Annotated in this window: 12 protein-coding genes; 8 read left to right on the top strand and 4 right to left on the bottom strand. The window is 69.4% G+C overall.

The features are described 5' to 3' along the window. Positions 1–133: 133 nt before the first annotated feature. Positions 134–340, top strand: a complete 207-nt coding sequence (locus IE307_RS40780; RefSeq protein ID WP_191304844.1) for a hypothetical protein — start codon at positions 134–136, stop codon at positions 338–340. A 74-nt stretch (positions 341–414) separates the two neighbouring features. Further along, positions 415–1,575 carry an MFS transporter gene (locus IE307_RS40775; RefSeq protein WP_191304843.1) on the top strand — a complete coding sequence of 387 codons (1,161 nt, stop codon included), beginning with the start codon at positions 415–417 and terminating at the stop codon, positions 1,573–1,575. On the opposite strand, the gene IE307_RS40770 is transcribed toward IE307_RS40775, so the two are convergent. Continuing rightward, a complete protein-coding gene (locus IE307_RS40770) occupies positions 1,505–3,088 on the bottom strand; it encodes an ABC transporter permease (protein ID WP_191304842.1) in 1,584 nt (527 codons plus the stop codon). The two genes, IE307_RS40775 and IE307_RS40770, sit on opposite strands and share 71 nt — an antisense overlap. Continuing rightward, positions 3,085–3,972 carry an ABC transporter ATP-binding protein gene (locus IE307_RS40765; RefSeq protein WP_191304841.1) on the bottom strand — a complete coding sequence of 296 codons (888 nt, stop codon included), beginning with the start codon at positions 3,970–3,972 and terminating at the stop codon, positions 3,085–3,087. Before IE307_RS40765 ends, IE307_RS40770 begins: the two co-directional genes overlap by 4 nt. Positions 3,973–4,054: 82 nt before the next feature. Here IE307_RS40765 and IE307_RS40760 point away from each other — a divergent pair, with 82 nt between their 5' ends. Continuing rightward, a complete protein-coding gene (locus IE307_RS40760; protein WP_229905551.1) occupies positions 4,055–4,552 on the top strand; it encodes a GbsR/MarR family transcriptional regulator in 498 nt (165 codons plus the stop codon). Between the two features lie 56 nt (positions 4,553–4,608). Here the strand turns inward: IE307_RS40760 and IE307_RS40755 are convergent, their stop codons facing one another. Continuing rightward, the gene (locus IE307_RS40755) at positions 4,609–5,709 is read right to left on the bottom strand and encodes a S1 family peptidase (protein ID WP_191304839.1); all 1,101 of its coding nucleotides are present in this window, start codon (positions 5,707–5,709) and stop codon (positions 4,609–4,611) included. Positions 5,710–6,212: 503 nt separating this feature from the next. On the opposite strand from IE307_RS40755, the gene IE307_RS40750 reads away from it, so the two are divergent. Beyond that, positions 6,213–7,922 (top strand): S8 family peptidase, encoded by a 1,710-nt coding sequence (locus tag IE307_RS40750; RefSeq protein ID WP_308436437.1) that lies wholly within the window; start codon positions 6,213–6,215, stop codon positions 7,920–7,922. A gap of 111 nt (positions 7,923–8,033) precedes the next feature. On the opposite strand, the gene mshC is transcribed toward IE307_RS40750, so the two are convergent. Continuing rightward, on the bottom strand, positions 8,034–9,272 hold the full coding sequence (gene mshC, locus IE307_RS40745; protein ID WP_191304837.1) for a cysteine--1-D-myo-inosityl 2-amino-2-deoxy-alpha-D-glucopyranoside ligase: 1,239 nt from the start codon (positions 9,270–9,272) through the stop codon (positions 8,034–8,036). Positions 9,273–9,509: 237 nt separating this feature from the next. On the opposite strand from mshC, the gene IE307_RS40740 reads away from it, so the two are divergent. The 4 genes from IE307_RS40740 to IE307_RS40725 all read left to right on the top strand — a co-directional run bounded on the left by IE307_RS40740 (position 9,510) and on the right by IE307_RS40725 (position 19,817). Continuing rightward, positions 9,510–13,667 (top strand): glycoside hydrolase family 2 TIM barrel-domain containing protein, encoded by a 4,158-nt coding sequence (locus IE307_RS40740; RefSeq protein ID WP_229905550.1) that lies wholly within the window; start codon positions 9,510–9,512, stop codon positions 13,665–13,667. A 65-nt stretch (positions 13,668–13,732) separates the two neighbouring features. After that, a complete protein-coding gene (locus IE307_RS40735) occupies positions 13,733–14,530 on the top strand; it encodes a slipin family protein (protein WP_191304835.1) in 798 nt (265 codons plus the stop codon). A gap of 67 nt (positions 14,531–14,597) precedes the next feature. Continuing rightward, complete coding sequence (locus IE307_RS40730) at positions 14,598–18,491, top strand: ATP-binding protein (RefSeq protein ID WP_191304834.1); 3,894 nt, start codon at positions 14,598–14,600, stop codon at positions 18,489–18,491. After that, a complete protein-coding gene (locus tag IE307_RS40725; protein WP_191304833.1) occupies positions 18,492–19,817 on the top strand; it encodes an esterase/lipase family protein in 1,326 nt (441 codons plus the stop codon). The last annotated feature ends 3 nt before the right edge of the window (positions 19,818–19,820 follow it).

Below are 19,820 nucleotides of genomic sequence, written 5' to 3'. Positions count from 1 at the left end.
GCTGGTCAAGAGCCGTCTCGGTCATTTGGATCGGGACGGCTTTTTCACGCTTCCGAGTGATCGAGTTGAGGTTTCCACACGCCGAGGAATGGGTAGCAAGATCCATCTCAAGACAGGAACCTCCGTGTCTCTCGTGCGCAAGATCGCTGTCGGTCTCGCTGCGGGTGGCGGCGTGCTGTTGGCCGTGTCCCCCGCCAGTGCAGCTCCTCTCTCCTCCGTCGACTCCGTCGGGGAGAACGGTCCCCACACGGCCATGAACGACGTCCGGGAGTCGTTCCAGGACAACTTCTTCGACGTGCAGGACCAGACGCGGAAGTTCACCACCGGGCTCGGTGGTTAAAAACTTAGCGACACTAACCACTTTCGGGGATCACCGCCGCTCATCCGTCCTAGGGTGGGCGGCGGAGGTGTCCGTTGGGACGGTTGGCACGCGCCGGGTTGTACGCGGGCGCATTGATCGGGCCGTTCGGCGGTGCCGTGACGACGTCGATCCTGCCCGAGATCGGCGACAGCTTCGGCCGGTCGGCGGGTTCGGCGGCCTCGACGCTGACGTACTACCTCGTGCCGTTCGCCGTGCTGATGCTGGCCTCCGGCACGCTCGCGCAGCGCTGGGGTCCACAACGGACTGTCCGGATCGCTTACGTCGCCTACGCGCTGACGTCCCTGCTGGCCGCCTCCTCGTGGACGTTCGAGGTGCTGCTGGCCTCCCGCACCCTGCAGGGCGCGGCGAACTCGTTCACCACCCCGGTGCTGCTGGCGGTCATCGCCGCGTCGACGCCGAAGGAGAAGCTCGGGCGCGCGCTCGGGCTGTTCGGGTCGATGCAGGCGGCCGGGCAGACCTCCGCCCCGCTCGTCGGCGGGCTCACCGCCGAGATCGACTGGCGGCTGGCGTTCGTGGTGATCGCCGTCGTGGCCGTCGGGCTGGCGGTGCTGGGGGTGCCCGCGACGGAGGCCGAGCCGGAGCGGGACGCGAGCCTGCGCAGCGCTTTCGTGCCGAGCACGCTGCGGCCCGCGATCATCGCGTTCGTCTGCTGGGGGTGCCTGGGCGGGTTGTCGTTCCTCGTGGCGTTCCGGCTCGACGACGTGTTCGGCCTCGGCGCCGGTGAACGCGGGCTGCTGCTCACCGGCTTCGGCATCGTCGGGTTCCTGACGGCCCGGCAGATCGGCAAGGCGATCGACAGGTTCGGCGCGGCGACCACCGTGGTCGTCGGCGCGACGCTGGGCGCGGGGCTCGTCGCGGCGGTGGGCACGGCGCCGGTCGCGGCGGTCGCGGTCATCGCGTGGGCGTTGACCGGAGCCGCCGCGCAGGGCGTGCTGGTGAGCCTGAACGCCCTGGTGCTGCAGAGCGACAACGCCAACAGGGGCGGCAGCGTCAGTGTCGTGCAGTCACTGCGCTTCATGGGCGCCGCCGCGGCCCCGCTGGCGTTCGTGCCGCTCTACCAGTCCCATCCGCTGCTGGGGTTCCTCGTCCCGGCCGCGCTGCTGATCACCGTGCCCGCGGTGGTCACGTGGTCAGGTCGCGCCGGCGGAACCCGGCGAACCCCGCCGCCAGGAGCACCACCGCCACCGCTGTGAGCCACGCCAGCGGCCCGAAGGTGATGTCCGGGTACTTCGGGACGTGCGTGAACGGCGAGACGTCGACGAGCCACTGGTCGAGCTGCAGGGCCGGGCCGAGCAGCGTGATCACCAGCGACACCGACACCACCGCCCAGCTCACCCCCGTGAGCTGCGGGAACAGCCCGAACAGCACCAACGCCACGCCCGCGATCACCCACGCGGCGGGGAGCTGGACCAGTGCGGCGCCGAGCAGCTTCGGCAGGACGGTGCCCACGTCGTCGATCTGCAGGCCGTAGACCAGGCCCAGCCCGAGTCCGGACGCGGCGAGCACGACCGCGCCGCCGACCAGGGCGAACACCGCGTGCGACGCGACCCAGCCCCAGCGCGAGACCGGGGTGGCGAGGATCGGCTCCGCGCGGAACGAGGTCTCCTCCGAGCGCAGCCGCAGGATCGCCTGCACCAGGTAGATCGACGTGATCAGGCCCAGGACCTGCGTGATGGTCGCGAAGAACGCGTCGACCATCGCGTCGGCCCCGCCGATCTTGCTGACGATCTGCCCGAGCGTCGGGTTGTCCTGCACCATCTGCCCCACGGCCTGCGCGACGCTGCCGTAGATCACGCCCACCGCGAACAACGCGACGGACCAGCCGATCAGCGAGCCCTTCTGCAACCTCCAAGCCAGCCCGAACGGCGTGCCGATGGTGCTGTTCGGCGGCCCGAGCCGGGCCGCGAGCAGGCCGAGGCCCACGTCGCGGCGGCTCACGACGGCCGACGAGACGCCCACCAGCAGGACGAACGCGGCCAGCGGGAGCAGCAGCACCCAGAACCTGTTGTCCGCGAACGACCGCACGTGCTCGGTCCAGCCGATCGGCGAGAACCAGGTCAGCCACTGCGGCCCCGACTCGCCCGCCGCGTCACCCGCCGCGCGCAGCAGGTAGACGACGCCGAGGAACCCGCCCGCGAGCGCGTTGGACACGCGCGAGTTCTCCGAGAGCTGCGCGGTGAGCGCGCTGACCCCGGTGAACACGAGCCCGACCGACGCCGTGGACAGGCCGAACGCGAACGAACCTCCCGCGTCGAGGCCCTTGCCGACCAACGCCAGCGCCTGGAGCAGGCCGATCAGCAGGCTCGTGCCACCCGCGACGACCACCGCGGCGGCGAGCGGCGCGTGCCGTCCGACGACCGTGGCGGCGATCAGCTCCGTGCGGCCCGCCTCTTCTTCTGCGCGCGTGTGCCGGGTGACGACGAGCATGGCCATGATCGCGACGAACAGACCGGAGAAGACGCCCCAGCGCCACACCACCAGGCCGCCGAGCGACGACCAGTCGTGCAGCGGGCCGAGCATGGCGAGGAAGGCGGAGTTGGCGTTCGCGGTGACACCGAGCAGTGCGCGCGACTCGGCCGTCGCGTACAGCTCCTCGAGCGCGGTCGTCGTCGAGTACGTGATGCCGACCAGGAACAGGACCCACACGGGCAGCAGGATCCGGTCGCGGCGCAGTGCCAGCCGCACGAGGTTCCCGGTGCCGATCATTTCGCGTCCTCGTAGTGGCGCAGGAACAGCTCCTCCAGCGTGGGCGGCTGGGAGGTCAGCGTGCGCACACCTGTCGACACGAGCTGCTTGAGCACGGGGTCGAGTTTGTCCGAGTCGACCTCGAACTTGACCCGGTTGCCCTCGGCGACCAGGTCGTGCACGCCGGCGAGGTTCGCGAGGCCGTTGGGCGGGGCCGCGAGCTCCGCCGAGATCGACGTGCGGGTGAGGTGCCGCAGGTCGGCGAGCGTGCCGGTCTCGACGACGTGGCCGCTGCGGATGATGCTGACCCGGTCGCACAGCGCCTCGACCTCGGCGAGGATGTGGCTCGACAGCAGCACGGTGCGGCCGCGCCGGCGTTCGTCGTTGATGCAGTCCTGGAAGACGGCCTCCATCAACGGGTCGAGGCCCGAGGTCGGCTCGTCGAGGATCAGCAGTTCGACGTCGCTCGACAGGGCGGCGACCAGCGCGACCTTCTGCCGGTTGCCCTTGGAGTAGGTGCGGCCCTTCTTGCGCGGGTCGAGCTCGAAGCGCTCGAGGAGCTCCGCTCGGCGGGCGGGGTTCAGGCCGCCGCGGAGCCGTCCGAGCAGGTCGATGACCTCGCCGCCGGTCAGGTTGGGCCAGAGGTTCACGTCGCCGGGGACGTAGGCGAGCCGGCGGTGCAGAGCCGCGGTGTCCTTCCACGGGTCGCCGCCGAGCAGCCGCGCGGTGCCGGAGTCGGCACGCAGCAGGCCGAGGAGGATCCGGATCGTCGTCGACTTGCCGGAGCCGTTCGGCCCCAGGAAGCCGTGCACCTCACCGGTCTGGACGTCCAGGTCTAGATCGTCCAGTGCACGCGTCGGGCCGAAGGTCTTCACCAGGCCCGACACGGATATCGCAGATGTCATGGCCGGTAAGCTACGCTTGTTTCACAACTTCGTGAAGCATGTAAATTTTGCCCGATCGGCTGACGAAAGGGATGATGCCGCCGTGACGAGTGCTACGGAGCGTGACACGCAGGCGGTGAGCCAGTTCGTCGAGAGGTTCGGCGGAATCCTGGCGGACACCGGCGTGCCCCGCATGCCGGCTCGCATCCTCGCGGCACTGCTGACGACGGACTCGGGACGGCTCACCGCGGCCGAGATCGCCGAGCTCCTGCAGATCTCCCCGGCGGCGGTGTCGGGCGCGGTGCGCTACCTGACCACCGTGCAGATCGTCAGCCGTGAGCGCGAGCCGGGGTCACGCCGCGACGTCTTCCGGATGCGCGACAACGTCTGGTACGAGACGACGTTCCGCAAGGACCAGATGCTCGGCATGATCGACGAGGTGCTCGGCGAGGGCGTCTCGGCGCTCGGGTCCGACTCCGCGGCGGGGGCACGGCTGGACGAGACGCGCGAGTTCTTCCGGTTCGTGCACGGCGAGCTCGGCACGTTGCTGGACCGGTGGCGCGTGCACCGCGAGAAGTGGCTCGACGAGCGGACTTCCTGACACGACGGCGAAGGGGGAGCTTCCACAGTGAAAGCTCCCCCTCGTCATCTATCGCGTCAGCCCGTGGTGAGCGTCAGCCCGTAAGCGTCGAGGATCTCGTTGACCGGCTGGTAGTAGGTCGTGCCGCCGCTGGTGCAGTCGCCGGAGCCACCCGAGGTGACGCCCTGCGCCTGCGTGCCGCTGACCCACGAGCCACCCGAGTCACCGGGCTCCGCGCACACGTTCGTGCGCGTGAGGCCGCTGACGGAGCCCTCCTGGTAGTTCACGGTCTGGCTCTTGGCCTGGACCTCGCCGCAGTGCCAGCCCGTGGTGGAGCCGGAACGGCAGATCGAGGCGCCGACAGCGGACTCGGTGTTGCCCGAGACCACGACGTCAGCGCCGCCGTAGTGGTTCACCTTCGGCGTGGAGGTCCACGACGAGTTGGTGCGCACGAACGAGTAGTCGTTGCCCGGGAAGGACGACTTCTCGAACTCGCCCATCGCGGTCTTGTCGACGCCGGTCACCGCGTCGCCCGGCGACCCGCAGTGGCCGGCGGAGACGAATCCGCCCTGCACCGCGAAGCCGACGGAGCATCGTCCGGCGTTGTTGATGTAGTAGGCGTCGCCGCCGCGGGTGTCCTTGAACAACCTCGGCGCCTCGTCGGTCTCGACGACCTTCGCGACCGCGCCCGCCTTCTCCACCAGCGACTGCGCCGCCTGGGTCTGGCCGCGCTTCACGGTGATGGTGACCGCGTTCGCCTTCGTGTCGACGTACCAGCCGGTGACCTCGGCCGGGGCCGGTGACGCGTCCAGCTTCGCCTTGGCCGCGTCCAGGTCACTCGCCTTGTGCACGACCGTGCGGGGCTCCGCGCCGAGCCCGCGCAGCCCGTTGGTCTTGGCCGCGTCGGTCACGCCCACGACGAGCTTGCCGGTGAACGCGTCGAACCACGCGCCCCCGTAGCTCTCGCCGGCGAACCCCTCCGCGACACGCTGCAGGACCGCGGCCGCGCTCTCCTGGCGCAGCCTCTCCGCCGCCTGCCGGGCGTCCAGTCCGAGGTCGCGCTGCATCGCGGCGAGCAGGTCCGCTGACGGTTGCGGTGCGGCGACGGCGACAGGGGATGCCGTGGCCGCGAGTGCGCCCGTCAGTACGGCCACAGCCGCGACAGCCATGCGCTTCATAGGCACTTCTCCTTGATCTTCGGTTTTTTCTGCAGGGCCGGTGTAACGCCGGACCGGGCAACCGCGATGAGGAGATCAGCTGTGCTGCAACACAGCTCGCACGACACCGGATGACAGGCGTCCCCAGGCGGTCGAACTGCCCGATCAGTTCGTTCCTCCGTCTGGGCGACGCTACTTCGGCGTGCTTACCGGACGGTAGGGTCGATCGAGGGGTGGACCTCGCGGCGTCCGAGTTGATATAGGGAAAACAAATGCGTTCTACCGGGCTATTCCCGTGACGCAGAGCGACCATTCTCCTTGACACGAAATGTCAAATCTGTCAACAGTTCGCACTCGACGGCGTATCCCTCTGACCTGCGGTTCAGGGCTAGCGTGCAGATCACCCTGTTCCCTGCACGAGGGAGAACCCTGCCATGCGAAGAGTCTTGGGTACGGGACTCGCAGCCGCCGCCACCCTGTGTCTGGCCGCCGCTGTCGTTCCTGCTGCTTCAGCTCAAGAAAACGTGGGGACGATTCTCGGCGCGGACCGCGCCGACGTCGTGAAGGACAGCTACATCGTCTCGCTGAAGGCCGACACGGCGTCGAGGGCCGCCGCGCCGGGCTTGGCGAGCAAGTACGGCGGCCAGGTCGGTCAGGTCTGGCAGCACGCGCTCAACGGCTTCTCGGTGAAGATGACGGCCCAGCAGGCCGCCAGGCTCGCCGCGGACCCGAAGGTCGCGTTCGTCCAGCAGGACGCCGAGGTGCACGCGCTCGACGTCCAGCAGAACCCGCCGTCCTGGGGCCAGGACCGCGTCGACCAGCGCGACCTGCCGCTGAGCAACAGCTACCAGTACGACACCACGGCGTCGAACGTGACGGCGTACGTCATCGACACCGGTGTGCGCACCACGCACTCCACGTTCGGCGGCCGCGCGACGTGGGGCACCAACACCTCCGGTGACGGCAACAACAGCGACTGCAACGGTCACGGCACGCACGTCGCCGGCACCATCGCGGGCTCGCAGTACGGCCTCGCGAAGGCCGCCAAGATCGTCGCCGTCAAGGTGCTGACCTGTGCCGGCTCCGGCACGACCGCCGGCGTCGTCGGCGGCATCGACTGGGTCACGGCGAACGCGGTCAAGCCCGCTGTCGCCAACATGTCGCTCGGCGGCGGCGCGGACGCCACCCTCGACGCGGCCGTGCGCCGTTCCATCGCGTCCGGCGTGACCTACGCGATCGCCTCCGGCAACTCGAACACCGACGCCTGCAGCACCTCGCCCGCACGCGTCACCGAGGCCATCACGGTCAACTCCTCGACGAACACCGACGCGCGTTCGTCGTTCTCGAACTACGGTTCCTGCACGGACATCTACGCTCCGGGCTCCAACATCGTGTCGGCGTGGAACACCAACGACACGGCGACCAACAACATCTCCGGCACGTCGATGGCCACCCCGCACGTCGCGGGCGCGGCAGCCCTCTGGCTCGCCACGCACCCCACCGACTCCCCCGCCGCCGTGTGGAACGGCATCAACGCCGCCTCCACGCCCAACAAGATCACGAACGTCGGCGCCAACACGCCGAACAAGCTGCTCTACACGCTCTTCGGCGGCGACCCGCAGCCGGGCAACCCCTCGGTGACGAACCCCGGCACGCAGACCTCCACGGTCGGCACCGCGGCCTCGTTGCAGCTCGCGGCCTCCGGCGGCACCGCGCCGTACTCGTGGTCCGTGTCCGGCCTCCCGGCCGGCCTGTCGGCGAACTCCGCCGGCGCCATCTCCGGCACCCCGACCGCGGCGGGCACCTCCACGGTGACCGCGACCGTGACCGACGCCGCCGGCAAGTCCGGCTCGGCCACGTTCTCCTGGGTCGTCAACGCGGTCGGCGGCAGCTGTGACGCCAAGACCAACTCAACCCCGGTCGCCATCGGTGACCTCTCCACCGTGACCAGCACGATCGTCGTCTCCGGCTGCGCGGGCAACGCGTCGGCCTCCGCCACGATCGCTGTCTCGATCACGCACTCCTACAAGGGTGACCTCGTGGTCGACCTGGTCGCGCCCGACGGCACGGTCGTGAACCTGCACAACCGCACCGGCGGCTCGGCCGACAACATCAACGAGACCTTCACCAAGAACCTCTCGGGTGAGGCGGCCAACGGCACCTGGACGCTGCGCGTGCGTGACGCGGCGTTCCTGGACACCGGCACGTTGAACAGCTGGACGCTCGACGTCTGATCGGCTTTGCGCTGAACGAACCGCCCCCGGTGCTTCCGCCTCGGGGGCGGTTCCACGTTCAAGTGCCGGACCGGTGGTGGCGCTGCGGCGAGCAGCGCCACCGGACCAGTGTTAGAGCTCCACGCCCAGCAACGCGTCCACCGCGGTGCGGATCTGCGACGGCCCGTGCCGATCCGACCCACCGTGCGCCAAAGCCTCATCGGCCCAAGCATCAACAGCGGCCAACGCCTTCGGCGTGTCGAGGTCGTTCCCGAGGTGGTCCCGCAACCGCGTCACGGTGTCCACACCGGACGGTGCGCTGTCGAGCGCGACAGCCCGCCGCCACTTGTCCACGCGAGCCAGCGCCTCGTCGAGCAGCGCCTGGCTCCACGGCCGGTCCTCGCGGTAGTGGCCGGCCAGCAACGCGAGCCGGACGGCGTTCGGATCCACCTTCTCCGCGCGCAGCTTCGAGACGAAGACCAGGTTGCCGCGCGACTTCGACATCTTCTCGCCGTCGAGGCCGATCATGCCCGCGTGCACGTAGTGGCGGGCGAACGGGTGCTGGCCGGTCTGGGCCTCGGCGTGCGCGGCCGAGTACTCGTGGTGCGGGTAGATCAGGTCGGAGCCGCCGCCCTGCACGTCGAAGCCGGTGCCGAGGCGGTTGTGGGCGATGGCGCTGCACTCGATGTGCCAGCCGGGGCGGCCCTCGCCCAGTTCGGACGGCCAGGAGGGCTCGCCGTCGCGCTTCATGCGCCACAGCAGGGCGTCGAGGGGGTGCTTCTTGCCGGGGCGGTCGGGGTCGCCGCCCCGTTCGGCGAAGAGCTTCAGCATCGTCTCCTCCGAGTAGTTCGACTCGTAGCCGAACCGTCCGGTGGCGTTGTGCTCGAAGTAGATGTCGGGGTGTTCGGCGTCGTCCACGCGGTAGGCGTGGCCGTCGGCCACGAGCTTCGCGACGACCTCGACGATCTCGGGGATCGCCTCGACGATGCCGACGTAGTCCTGCGGAGGCAGGACGCGCAGGGCCTCCATGTCCTCGCGGAACAGGGCGGTCTCGCGCATGGCGAGCACGACCCAGTCGTCCTTGTCGCGCAGAGCGCGCTCCAGCAGGGGGTCGTCGACGTCGGTGACGTTCTGGACGTAGTGCACGTTGTGGCCGTTGTCGAGCCACACGCGGTGCACGAGGTCGAACGCGAGGTAGGTGGCGGCGTGGCCTAGGTGCGTCGCGTCGTACGGCGTGATCCCGCAGACGTACAACCTGGCGGTGTCTCCTGGAGCCGTAGGACGCACTTCGCCCGTAGCCGTGTCGAACAGCCGCAGCGGGCGGGGGTCCCCCGGAACCCGCGGCACAGGAATCGATGACCAGGTCTGCATGCATCCGACACTAACGCGTGCCGCCGGGTGGAGCGTGATTTCCGGGTGTTGGGACGCCCACGCCCGGATCCGTTCGGACAGAAAGGCAGGACATTCGTTGACGGCCCGGGCAGCGCGCCCCTAGCTTCCGAAGGCATGCTTCGTGTCGTCGTAGCCACGGTGGTAGCGCTCTCACTGTCCCCGGCCACAGCACAGGCCGAGCCCCTGGACGCCTTGGCATATCTGGAGAACCCCAGAATGACAGGCGAGCACCAGGAGCCTCCGCACCCGGATCTCGGGCCCGAACGCAGGCTCAGCCTCAACGGCGAGTGGCGCCTGAGGATGTTCGACAAGCCGCAGGACGTCAGGGAGACGACGGACGGCTGGCGCACGGTCAAGGTCCCCCACACGTGGCAGACCGACTTCCTCGACCACCCGATGTTCCGCAACATCCCCACGGAGATGTACCCGGACGACCCGCCCCACGTCCCGCACGACGTCAACCCCACGGGCGTCTACGAGAAGACGTTCGACCTTCCCGCGAACTGGGACCGCACGCTGGTCCGCTTCGAGGGCGTGACCAGCGGTTACTTCGTGTGGGTCAACGGCGCGTACGTCGGCTACGACCAGGGCGGCTACACGCCGGCCGAGTGGGACGTCACCAGCAAGCTCAAGCCCGGCCGCAACACCCTCAAACTCCAGGTGCACCGCTGGGGCTCCGGCTCCCACCTCGAGGACTTCGACCAGTGGCGGTTCTCCGGCATCTTCCGCGAGGTGTGGCTCTACTCGACGCCGAAGACGTACCTGCGAGACGTCACGATCAAGACCGACCTCGACGCCGAGTACCGCGACGCGACGATCACCGCGGACGTCGAGATCGGCGGACCGGTCGAGGGGCACACCGTCCGCACCAGACTCCTCGACCCGGACGGCCGTGAGGTCCCGATCAGGGACGGCGAGGTCGCGAACCCGCTGAAGTGGACCGACGAGACCCCGAACGTGTACGAGCTCAAGATCGAACTGCTGAAGGACGGCCGGGTGATCCAGACCGGCAGGCAGCCCGTCGGGTTCCGCGAGATCGAGATCGCCGACCGGCAGTTCAAGATCAACGGCAAGCGCGTCCTGTTCCGCGGCACGAACCGGGCCGAGACGTCCACGCACGGCAGCAGGTACGTCACCCGCGCCGACCAGGAAAAAGACGTCCAGCTGATGAAGCGGTTCAACATCAACGCTGTGCGCACCTCGCACTACCCGAGCGACCCGTACTTCTACGAGCTCGCTGACCGCAACGGCCTGATGATCGCCGACGAGGTGGACACCGAGACCCACCACCACGACGGCTGCCCGAACAACTGCCTCGCCGAACGCCCTGAGTGGCAGGACGCGTTCCAGGACAGGTTTGTCGCGATGATGCAGCGCGACAAGAACCACCCGAGCGTGGTCATGTGGGACACGGGCAACGAGGCGGGCCTCGGCAAAGCGCATCACACGATGGCCGAGTACGCGAAGGCCAACGACACCCGCCCGCTCTACCACCAGCCCAACGTGCCGGACGGCGACGCGCCGTTCGCGGACGTGGCCGGGCCGCGCTACCCGTCGCCCGCGAGCCTCGAGGCCAAGGCGAGGACCACGACCAAGCCGATCATCATGGGCGAGTACGCGCACGCGATGGGCAACAGCCTCGGCAACTTCAAGGAGTTCTGGGACGTCGTGCGCGCCTACCCGCAGGTGCAGGGCGGCTTCATCTGGGACTGGGCCGAGCAGAACATCGCGCTACCGCTCTACACGACCCCGGACGACGCCAGCGGCATCCTCTCCTACCTGTCCGGCAAACCATCCCATGTGGACGGAAAGCACGGCAAGGCGTTGCAGCTCAGCGGACTCGACGACTTCGTGGAGGTCTACCGCGACCGCAAGCTCGACGAGGTCACCAACGCCCTCACGCTCGACGCGTGGGTGAAACCGGACACGTGGACCGGTGACTTTACGGTCATCTCCAAGGGCGACCACCAGTACGCGTTGAAGATGTCCAACGCCACGACACTGGAGTTCTTCGTTCACAGCGGTACCTGGCGCACGGTCCGTGCGACGGTCCCGGCGGACTTCTACGGCAACTGGCACCGCGTGACCGGCACGTTCGACGGCTCGAAGCTCCGGCTGCTGATCGACGGCCGCGAGGCCGCGACGGAGGACTACAGCGGCACGATCGACTGGTCGCACTGGCCGGTCAACATCGGCCGCAACGCGGAGACCATGCAGGAGAACGTCGGCACGCGCATGGCGCACGGGAGCGTCGACCAGGTCCGGATCTACCACCGCGCCCTGACCGACGCCGAACTCGCGCAGGACCCGAAGAGGACGGCCGTCCTGGCGCTCGATTTCGAGAAGCTGGAGGACAAGGGCCGCAAGGAGTCCTACGGCGCGGGCACCGGCGGTGTCGACGGCGTGGTGTGGGCCGACCGCAGGCCGCAGCCGGAGACCACCGAGCTGATGGCGGTGCACTCCCCCATCCGGTTCTCCTTCGCCGGCAACGAGCTCACGACCGTCAGCGAACGCCAGTTCACCGGCACCGACGACCTCGAGTTGCGCTGGGAGGTGCGGGACAACGGCCGCACGGTGGCCCAGCACCGCGGCAGGCTGCGGCCGGGCACGGTCACGCTGCCCGACTTCACCGCCGAGACCGACCGCCACCTGACCGTCCGGGCGGTCGACCGGCAGGGCTACGACGTCGGCATCGCCCAGTTCCCGCTGGGCGGCACGCAGATCGCCGGGCTGCACACCAGGGCGCCTGCGGGCAAGCTCACGACCACCCAGAACGACGACGAGGTCGTGGTGTCCGGCAAGGACTTCCGGTACGTCGTCAGCAAGAGGTCCGGCACGCTCACGTCGATGCGCGTGCGCGGCACCGAGCTGCTCAAGACCGGCCCGGAGCTGGACGCGTGGCGCGCGCCGCTGTCCAACGAGTTCATGAGCGAGGACGGTTCCTGGTACCGCAACGGCCTCGACCGGCTCAGGACCACTCCGTCTAACGTCACGGTCGCGCAGAACGCCGCCGACACGACGATCACGGTGAAGTCCACCGCGCAGGCCGTGCAGGACGCGTCGTTCGCGCAGACCTTCACCTACCGGATCACCGGGGACGGCGAGGTCAACGTCGGCCACCGGGTCGCGGCCCAGGACCGCATGCGCGACCTGAGCTACCTGCCCGGCATCGGCTTCACGATCAAGGTCCCCGACAGGTACAAGAAGTTCACCTGGTACGGCCGCGGTCCCGGTGAGAACTACGACGACCGCAAGTCCGGCAATCCCATCGGCGTCTACCAGTCCACTGTGGACAAGGAGTTCAACGACTACTACAAGCCGCAGGACTACGGCAACCACGCCGACACGCGCTGGGCGACGCTGTCCGACGGCCGCGCGGGCCTGCTCGTCGCGGGTGACCTGGACGTCCGGGTGTCGCGCTACGACGACCTCGACCGCGCCGCGCACCCGTTCGCGCTCAAGAAGAACGACGGCTGGACGACGCTGCACGCCGCACACCGCGTTACAGGCGTCAGCGAGACGTTCCACGAGCCGTTGCCGCAGTATCAGGTGGAAGCGGGCAACGAGTACGCGTACTCCGTGCTGCTGCGCCCGCTCACGCCCGTGGAGGCGGCAACGGGCAAGCTCGGCCGTCAGATCGACTGCGCGCCCACGGCGGAACTGCGGGCCACCGACACCGTCCTCGAACCGGGTGAGCAGGTCGAGGCCGACCTGGTCGTGACGAAGCCCTGCCCCGGCAGGACCACGGCCCGCCTGACCGCACCGGACGGCTGGTCCGTCTCGCCGGAGACCGTCGACCTCTCCGGCGGCGCGGCGAAGGTGACGATCAAGCGCGAGGGCGGGGACACCGGCACCCGCCCGGTCTTCGCAGAGATCACCACGGGCAAGGCGACCACCACCCTGACGCACGACTTCACCGCCACCCCGCGCCCGCCCCGGGGCGAGACGGAGGTGTCCTCTCTGGAGTTCCTCGGCGAGCGCAACGGCTGGGGCCCGATCGAGCGCGACCGCAGCAACGGCGAGAACGCGGGCGGTGACGGCAACCCGATGAGCATCCGGGGCGCGAAGTTCGACAAGGGCGTCGGCGCGCACGCCGACTCCGAGTTCCAGGTCTACACCGGCGGCAAGTGCGGCACCCTGACCGCCACGATCGGTGTCGACGACGAGACGAACGGCGGCGGCAGCGTCCGGTTCGAAGTCCTGAAGGACAACCGGTCGGTCTACCAGAGCCCTGTGCTGACAGGACAGAGCGCAGCCGTTCCCGTCACCGTGGACACGAGTGGAGCAACGGTGCTGACGTTCCGGGTGACGGACGGAGGTGACGGCAACGCCCACGACCACGCCGACTGGGCCGCCCCCGTCCTGCGCTGCTGAGAATTGTCGGACCCCAGGCGTACCGTTGGAGATCAAGGGCATTCGCCGATGAAGGGCGGGGTCTCATGGTCTTCTTCGAAATCCTCGGCGGGCTGGTCGCGCTCGGAGGCATCGGCCTCGCGATGAGCGCCAGAGTGATCAAGCAGTTCGAACAGGGGCTGGTGTTCCGGTTCGGCAGACTGCAGCAGGGCGTGCGCGGGCCGGGTCTGACGATGCTGATCCCGGGGGTCGACCAGCTCCGGAAGGTCAACCTCCAGATCGTCACCCTGCCCGTGCCGGCGCAGGACGGCATCACGCGCGACAACGTCACCGTGCGCGTCGATGCCGTCGTGTACTTCAAGGTGCAGGACGCGGCGAAGGCCGTCATCAACGTCGAGGACTACCGGTTCGCGATGTTGCAGGTGGCGCAGACGTCGTTGCGGTCGATCATCGGCAAGAGCGAGCTCGACGACCTGCTGTCCAACCGCGAACGCCTCAACCAGGGGCTGGAGCTGATGATCGACACGCCCGCGCTGGAGTGGGGCATCGACATAGACCGCGTGGAGATCAAGGACGTGGCGCTGCCGGAGAGCATGAAGCGCTCCATGTCGCGTCAGGCCGAGGCCGAACGCGAACGCCGTGCGCGCATCATCACCGCGGACGGCGAGCTGCAGGCGTCCAAGAAGCTCTCGGAGGCCGCCGGGACCATGGAGTCCACACCCGGCGCGCTCCAGTTGAGGCTGCTGCAGACCATCGTGGAGGTGGCGGCGGAGAAGAACTCGACGCTGGTGCTGCCGTTCCCCGTGGAGCTGCTGAGGTTCCTGGAGAAGAACACGAACGCCGAGTTACCGCCCCAGCCGAAGGACGGGGACTCGGCGGAGTAGTCCATGTGAGTTACCCCGAGTAACACCCCTTGCCCCTGAACGACGTCTGGACAGGGGGTAGTGACGCATGCACGAGAGGGTCAGGGACAGGTTCGTCGGCATCGGCGTCGGCTCCTACGAGCTGGTGCAGCCGCTGCAGCACGCCGTGAGCGACGTGCGGGAGCTGCGCGCGCTGCTCAAGGGCTACGCCGGCGACCCGCTCGCCGACCCGACCGAGCCCGAGATCCGCGCGCACATGAAAGGGCTCAAGAAGACGCAGGACGGCGGCGCGCTGGTGGCGCTGTGGAGCGGGCACGCCGTCCCCGTCGCGGGCAACCTCAGGCTTCTCGCCAAGGACAACGCCGGTGACGGCGACGGCGTCATGCTGCACGAGTTCGCGCTGTGGTGCGCCGCGTCGGGCGCGCACCAGGTGCTGATCATCATCGACGCCTGCTACTCGGGCGCCCAGCTCGACGAGGCCGTCCGCACGGTCGCCGCCGTCCAGGAGGAGCTGCTGGCGGGCCAGGTGCACTGGGCGGGCGTGCTGGTGTCGTGTTCGAGCGTCGAAACGGCCCGTGACGGCCTGTTCGGCGGGAAGCTCCGCAAGCTGCTGCGTGCCGGTCCCACGGCCGATGAGGACGCACGGCGGTGGAGTGACCGCATCGCCCTGGTCGACGGTGGCGCGGTCGGCACGGCACTGCTGAACGCGTGGGACAGCGACGTCCAACGGCCGCGCTTCATGCAGTACGGCTCCGCACAGCCGATGCTGCCGAACCCCCTCTACGCCGCGAACACGGTCGTGAAGCACCTCCTGCTCGCGGCCCGCGGCGGCGACTCCACGTCCGGCCGGTCGTGGTTCACCGGCCGGACCGCCCAGGTCGACGAGGTCGTGAGCTGGGTGAAGTCCGGGGTGGCCGGTCTGCGGGTGGTCACCGGGTCACCGGGCACCGGCAAGTCCGCGGTCGTCGGCCGGGTCGTCAGCCTGTCCAACTCGGCCGAGCGCGACCTGCTGCTGACCGCCGGGCCGCCGTTCCGGCACGCCGACCCCGGCCCCGGCTCGGTCGACGCGGCCGTGCACGCCCGTGCGATGGACGCCGACCGCGTGGCCGACCTGCTCAGCCGCCAGCTCGTCGCCTCGGGCCTGATCCCCGCGCCCGAGGGGCCCCGGCGCGGAGCGGCCGAGCTGGTGGGCGTGGTCAGCGCTCTGAGCACACCTCCGGTGCTGGTGGTCGACGGTCTGGACGAGGCGCGCGGTGAGTCGTTCTCGATCGCCGGCTCGCTGCTGACGAAGCTCGCGAACCACGCCGTCGTGATCGTCTCGACCCGGCAGGCGCACCGGGTCGCGGGCGGCGCTCCCCTGCTGACCGAGCTGTCCCCCGTCGACGTGCTCGACCTCGACGACGCCGACAGCGAGACCGACGTCCGCGAGTACGTCGTGGCGCGCCTAGGTCCCGGCGCGGCGCAGTCCACTGTGGACGAGCTGGCGGGACTGCCGTTCCTGACGGCGTGGATGATCACCGACCAGGTGCTGGCCGACGGCGGCGCCGACCTCAAGCTGTCGCTGGACGCGGCCTTCGATCGCGAGCTCGCGAAGGTGCCATCCGCTCGTGCGTTGCTCACGGCGTTGACGTGGAGCTACGGCGCGGGATTCCCCGAGGAGGAATGGCGAGCAGCCGCCGAAGCGTTGTCCGGAGAGAAGTTCAGCCGTGAGGACATCACGGCCGTGCTCACCGAACTGGGCCGTCACATCGTGCAGGACGGTGAGGAGGGCACGGCGGTCTTCAAGCTCACGCACCAGACGTTCGCGGACCACCTGAGGCCACCGTTCGCACCGAGCCGGGACGAGGTGTTCGCGCCGGACGCCGAGAAGGTGGCGTGCGCGCTCATCGGGTTGTACCGGCAGCGCATGGAGGCGGGCGTGCCGCCGAACGTGCCGGGTTACCTGTGGAAGTACGCGTGGCGGCACTGCGGGCATGCGGGCACACGGGCGTTGGACGGGCTGCGCGCTCTCGCGGTGATGAACCGGATGTTGTTGCCCGACATCGCACTCGCGGCCACGACGGCGGCGAACGAGCTGATGCACTGGGGCCGCGGCGACGAGGCGATCGCGCCTCTAGAAGAAGCGGCCGAGCACTTCCGCGCGCTGGTGCCGAAGTTGCGGATGTACCTGGCGGATCTGGCGTTCGTGCTGAACAAGCTCGGCAGGCGGTTCCGCGACGCCGGACGCCTGCAGCAGGCCGTGGCGCCTGCCGAAGAGGCCGCCGTGCGCTACCGCGAGCTGGTGGCGTCGACTCCGACGACGGCGGAAAGCCTTACGCACAAAAGGCTGGCGCAACGCATCGCGAAGACGTCGGCGCACGGCGGTGACAATCCGACGTACGCGGCGCACCTCAGCGGCGCGCTGGTGGACCTGAGTGAGGTCTACGCGATGTTGGGGCGCAGACGGGATGCGCTGTCCACGGCACGTGACGCCGTTGCGGCCGTTGATGCCGGTGCAGCGCTTGCGCGCGCGATGATCTGCCTTGCCGCGCGGTGCAGCGATTCCGGTTTGCGCTATGAGGCCATGCAACGGTCGAAGCAGGCCGTGGAGCTGTACTACGAGCTCGCGCAGACGAACCCCGTGTTCCTCGCGGACCTGGTCAGCGCGCTGGTCGAACTGAGCCGCGACTACCTGGCGCTGAGCAGGCTGTCCGACGCCGCGAGCACGACCCAGCAGGCCGCGGACATCAGCGGCACGCTCGGCCGGCACGCCGCGTTCCGCCCCCAGCTCGCGGACGCGGCGCTGAGCCTGAGCGTCGCGTACAGCATGGTCGACCGCACGGAAGCCGCCCTGAACGCCGCCCGTCAGGCCGCCGACCTCGCCGACGGCCTGCCGGTGCACGGCCAGGCGCTGCACAACCTGATGCGCCGCCAGCGCGACGCGGACAAGCCGCGCGAGGCCCTGGCCACCGGTCTGCGGACCGTCGAGGTCTGCCTGCTGCCGGAGAACTCGGACCGGCTGTCGACGCTGGCCGCCGCGTTGTTCACGCTCGACACCACTTGCGCGCGGCTCAAGCAGCCCGAGATCGTCGAGGAGACCTGGGAGAGGGTGACCGCGCGGTTCACCGGCCCGCACCTCGCCACGCTGCTGATGCTGCGGGCGGCGGCCACGAAGGCCGGTGATCCCGCGGCGGCGAAGTGGCTGTGCCAGGCCCTCACCCACGTCGGCCAGTCGCGGCAGGCGATCCACGACGTGCACGACATCGCGCGCCGCCACTACGACTCCGGTCCGTGGCCCTGGGACACCACGCCGGACTGGCTGTCGGTCGACCGGGCGTTGCTGCGGACCGCGCGCTCGTGGGTGTTCGCGCGGTCGTACCTCGACGAGCGCGACATCCTGCTCCAGCACCCGGAGTTGTTGTCGGCGGACGCGGACGTGGCCGTCACGGAGGCGTTGTACGGCACGAGCCTGATCGAGGCGCAGGTCATCCAGTCGCGCCGGACGACCGCGCAGCAGCAGGGTGTCGCGCTCGCCTACCGGCCGTGGCTGCTCGCGAGTCTCGCGGACGAGTTCGTGGACGCCACACCCGCACGCCGTCGCGAACTGCTCGCCTCACGGCGTGAGGAGTTGCTGGACAAGGAAGTGCTGAAGAACGTGCGTGACAACCGGCCCGTGCACGCGTTGCTGCTGCTGGCCGACGAGGACGCCGATGTGCTCGACCTCGTGCTGGACGCCGTGGAAGACCCCGCGCGCGTGACGGAGATCCTGCGCGGGCTCGCCACCGGTGCGTCGCCTCAAGCCCTCACTCAGGCCGTGACGGCGTTGGAGCCGCACGCGCTGGCGGCGTTGTACAAGGTGGTCGCGCGCGCTCGTGCCGGCGACCAGCGCCTGGCGTTGCCCGAGGCGAGCCGGCGCATGGCGTGGATCCACGAGCTGACCTACCTGGTGCCCGCGAACTTCGCTTTGCTGTCCCTCATCCGCAAGCTCGCCGAGGAGTCCTAGATGACTGATCTCGTGGTGGTCCTGCCCGGCATCCTCGGCAGCACGCTGCGCGACTCCGGCGGCATGGTCTGGGAGGTGTCCGGCAGGGCCGCGTTGCGCGCCGTGCTGACGCTGGGGCGGAGCCTCAAGCAGCTCAAGCTCCCCGACGGCATCGGCGACGAGCACCCCGGGGACGGCGTCGAGCCCGTCGCGCTGATGTCGGACCTGCACGTCGTCCCGGGCATCTGGACGCCGTTGAAGGGCTACGACCGGGTCACGCGCCGGATGAACTCGCTCGGCTACACGGTCGAGAAGGGCAACCTGATGCTCTTCGCCTACGACTGGCGGCTGTCGAACCGCTACAACGGCGCGCTGCTGGCACGGCGGGTGGACGAGGCGCTCGACCGGATCGGACCGGACGCCAAGGTCAGCTTCGTGTGCCACTCGATGGGCGGGCTGGTGGCGCGGTGGTGCGTCGAGCAGTGCGGGATGGCCGAGCGCACCGACAAGCTGATCACGATGGGCACGCCCTACCGCGGGGCAGCCGCCGCGTTGGACCAGCTGGTCAACGGCGTGCGCAAGGGGCTCGGACCGTTGGCGGTCGACCTGACGGAGTTCTCGCGGTCGATGCCGTCGCTGCACCAGCTGCTGCCCGAGTACGCGTGCATCGAGTCCGCGGGCGGCCTCCTCAAGACCACTGAGGTCTCGTTGCCCGAACTCGACACGAAGATGGTGTCGGACGCGATGGCGTTCCACGGCGCGTTGACAGACTCGTTCGCTGATCAGACGTACGCGATCCTCGGCGGTAAGCAGCCCACGGCGACGACGGCGCGCCTCGCCGACGGCAAAGTCATCTGCTCTCGGACCTACGAGGGCGACGAGTTGTACGGCGACGCGACCGTGCCGATGGTCGGCGCCGCACGGCGTGGGCTCGCACTGTCGTCGAACACGCTGCACCGCGTGACGGAGCAGCACACGTCGTTGCAGGACAACGCCGCTGTACTGGACGCCGTGGAGTCGTTCCTGACCGCCAAGGCCATCGTCCCGCGCAACGTGACGGTGACGGAGCCCCAGGTCGTCGTGCCCGACCTCGTGCTGGCCGGGGAGGACCTGGAGGTCACCGTCGAGCTCAGGGACACGGCCCCGCGGGCGCTGAAGGTGGCGTTGGTCGACGAGAACGGCAAACAGGTCGAATCGCGCAGTCCGGCGATCTCCGAGAGGATGGCCATCAGATTCGGCGATGTGGCCCCCGGCGCCTACTACGTACAGGTCAGCGGTATTTCGGTAGGCGCTCCGGTGGTTCCGGTGACCAGTGCGGTGCTCGTCATGGATTGCCCCTCGGGCTGACCG

Origin of the sequence: Lentzea cavernae (assembly GCF_014653695.1) — a bacterium.
Lineage (GTDB): Bacteria > Actinomycetota > Actinomycetes > Mycobacteriales > Pseudonocardiaceae > Lentzea > Lentzea cavernae.
Note: the sequence above shows the minus strand (reverse complement) of the source record. Positions and strands in the feature narration are given on the sequence as shown.

What these genes read in the sequence shown, in the direction of transcription:
- IE307_RS40770 (WP_191304842.1), bottom strand. Translation starts at nt 3,088, where the DNA reads ATGATCGGCACCGGGAACCTCGTGCGGCTGGCACTGCGCCGCGACCGG.
- IE307_RS40765 (WP_191304841.1), bottom strand. Translation starts at nt 3,972, where the DNA reads ATGACATCTGCGATATCCGTGTCGGGCCTGGTGAAGACCTTCGGCCCG.
- IE307_RS40755 (WP_191304839.1), bottom strand. Translation starts at nt 5,709, where the DNA reads ATGAAGCGCATGGCTGTCGCGGCTGTGGCCGTACTGACGGGCGCACTC.
- mshC (WP_191304837.1), bottom strand. Translation starts at nt 9,272, where the DNA reads ATGCAGACCTGGTCATCGATTCCTGTGCCGCGGGTTCCGGGGGACCCC.
- IE307_RS40740 (WP_229905550.1), top strand. Translation starts at nt 9,510, where the DNA reads ATGACAGGCGAGCACCAGGAGCCTCCGCACCCGGATCTCGGGCCCGAA.
- IE307_RS40735 (WP_191304835.1), top strand. Translation starts at nt 13,733, where the DNA reads ATGGTCTTCTTCGAAATCCTCGGCGGGCTGGTCGCGCTCGGAGGCATC.
- IE307_RS40730 (WP_191304834.1), top strand. Translation starts at nt 14,598, where the DNA reads ATGCACGAGAGGGTCAGGGACAGGTTCGTCGGCATCGGCGTCGGCTCC.
- IE307_RS40725 (WP_191304833.1), top strand. Translation starts at nt 18,492, where the DNA reads ATGACTGATCTCGTGGTGGTCCTGCCCGGCATCCTCGGCAGCACGCTG.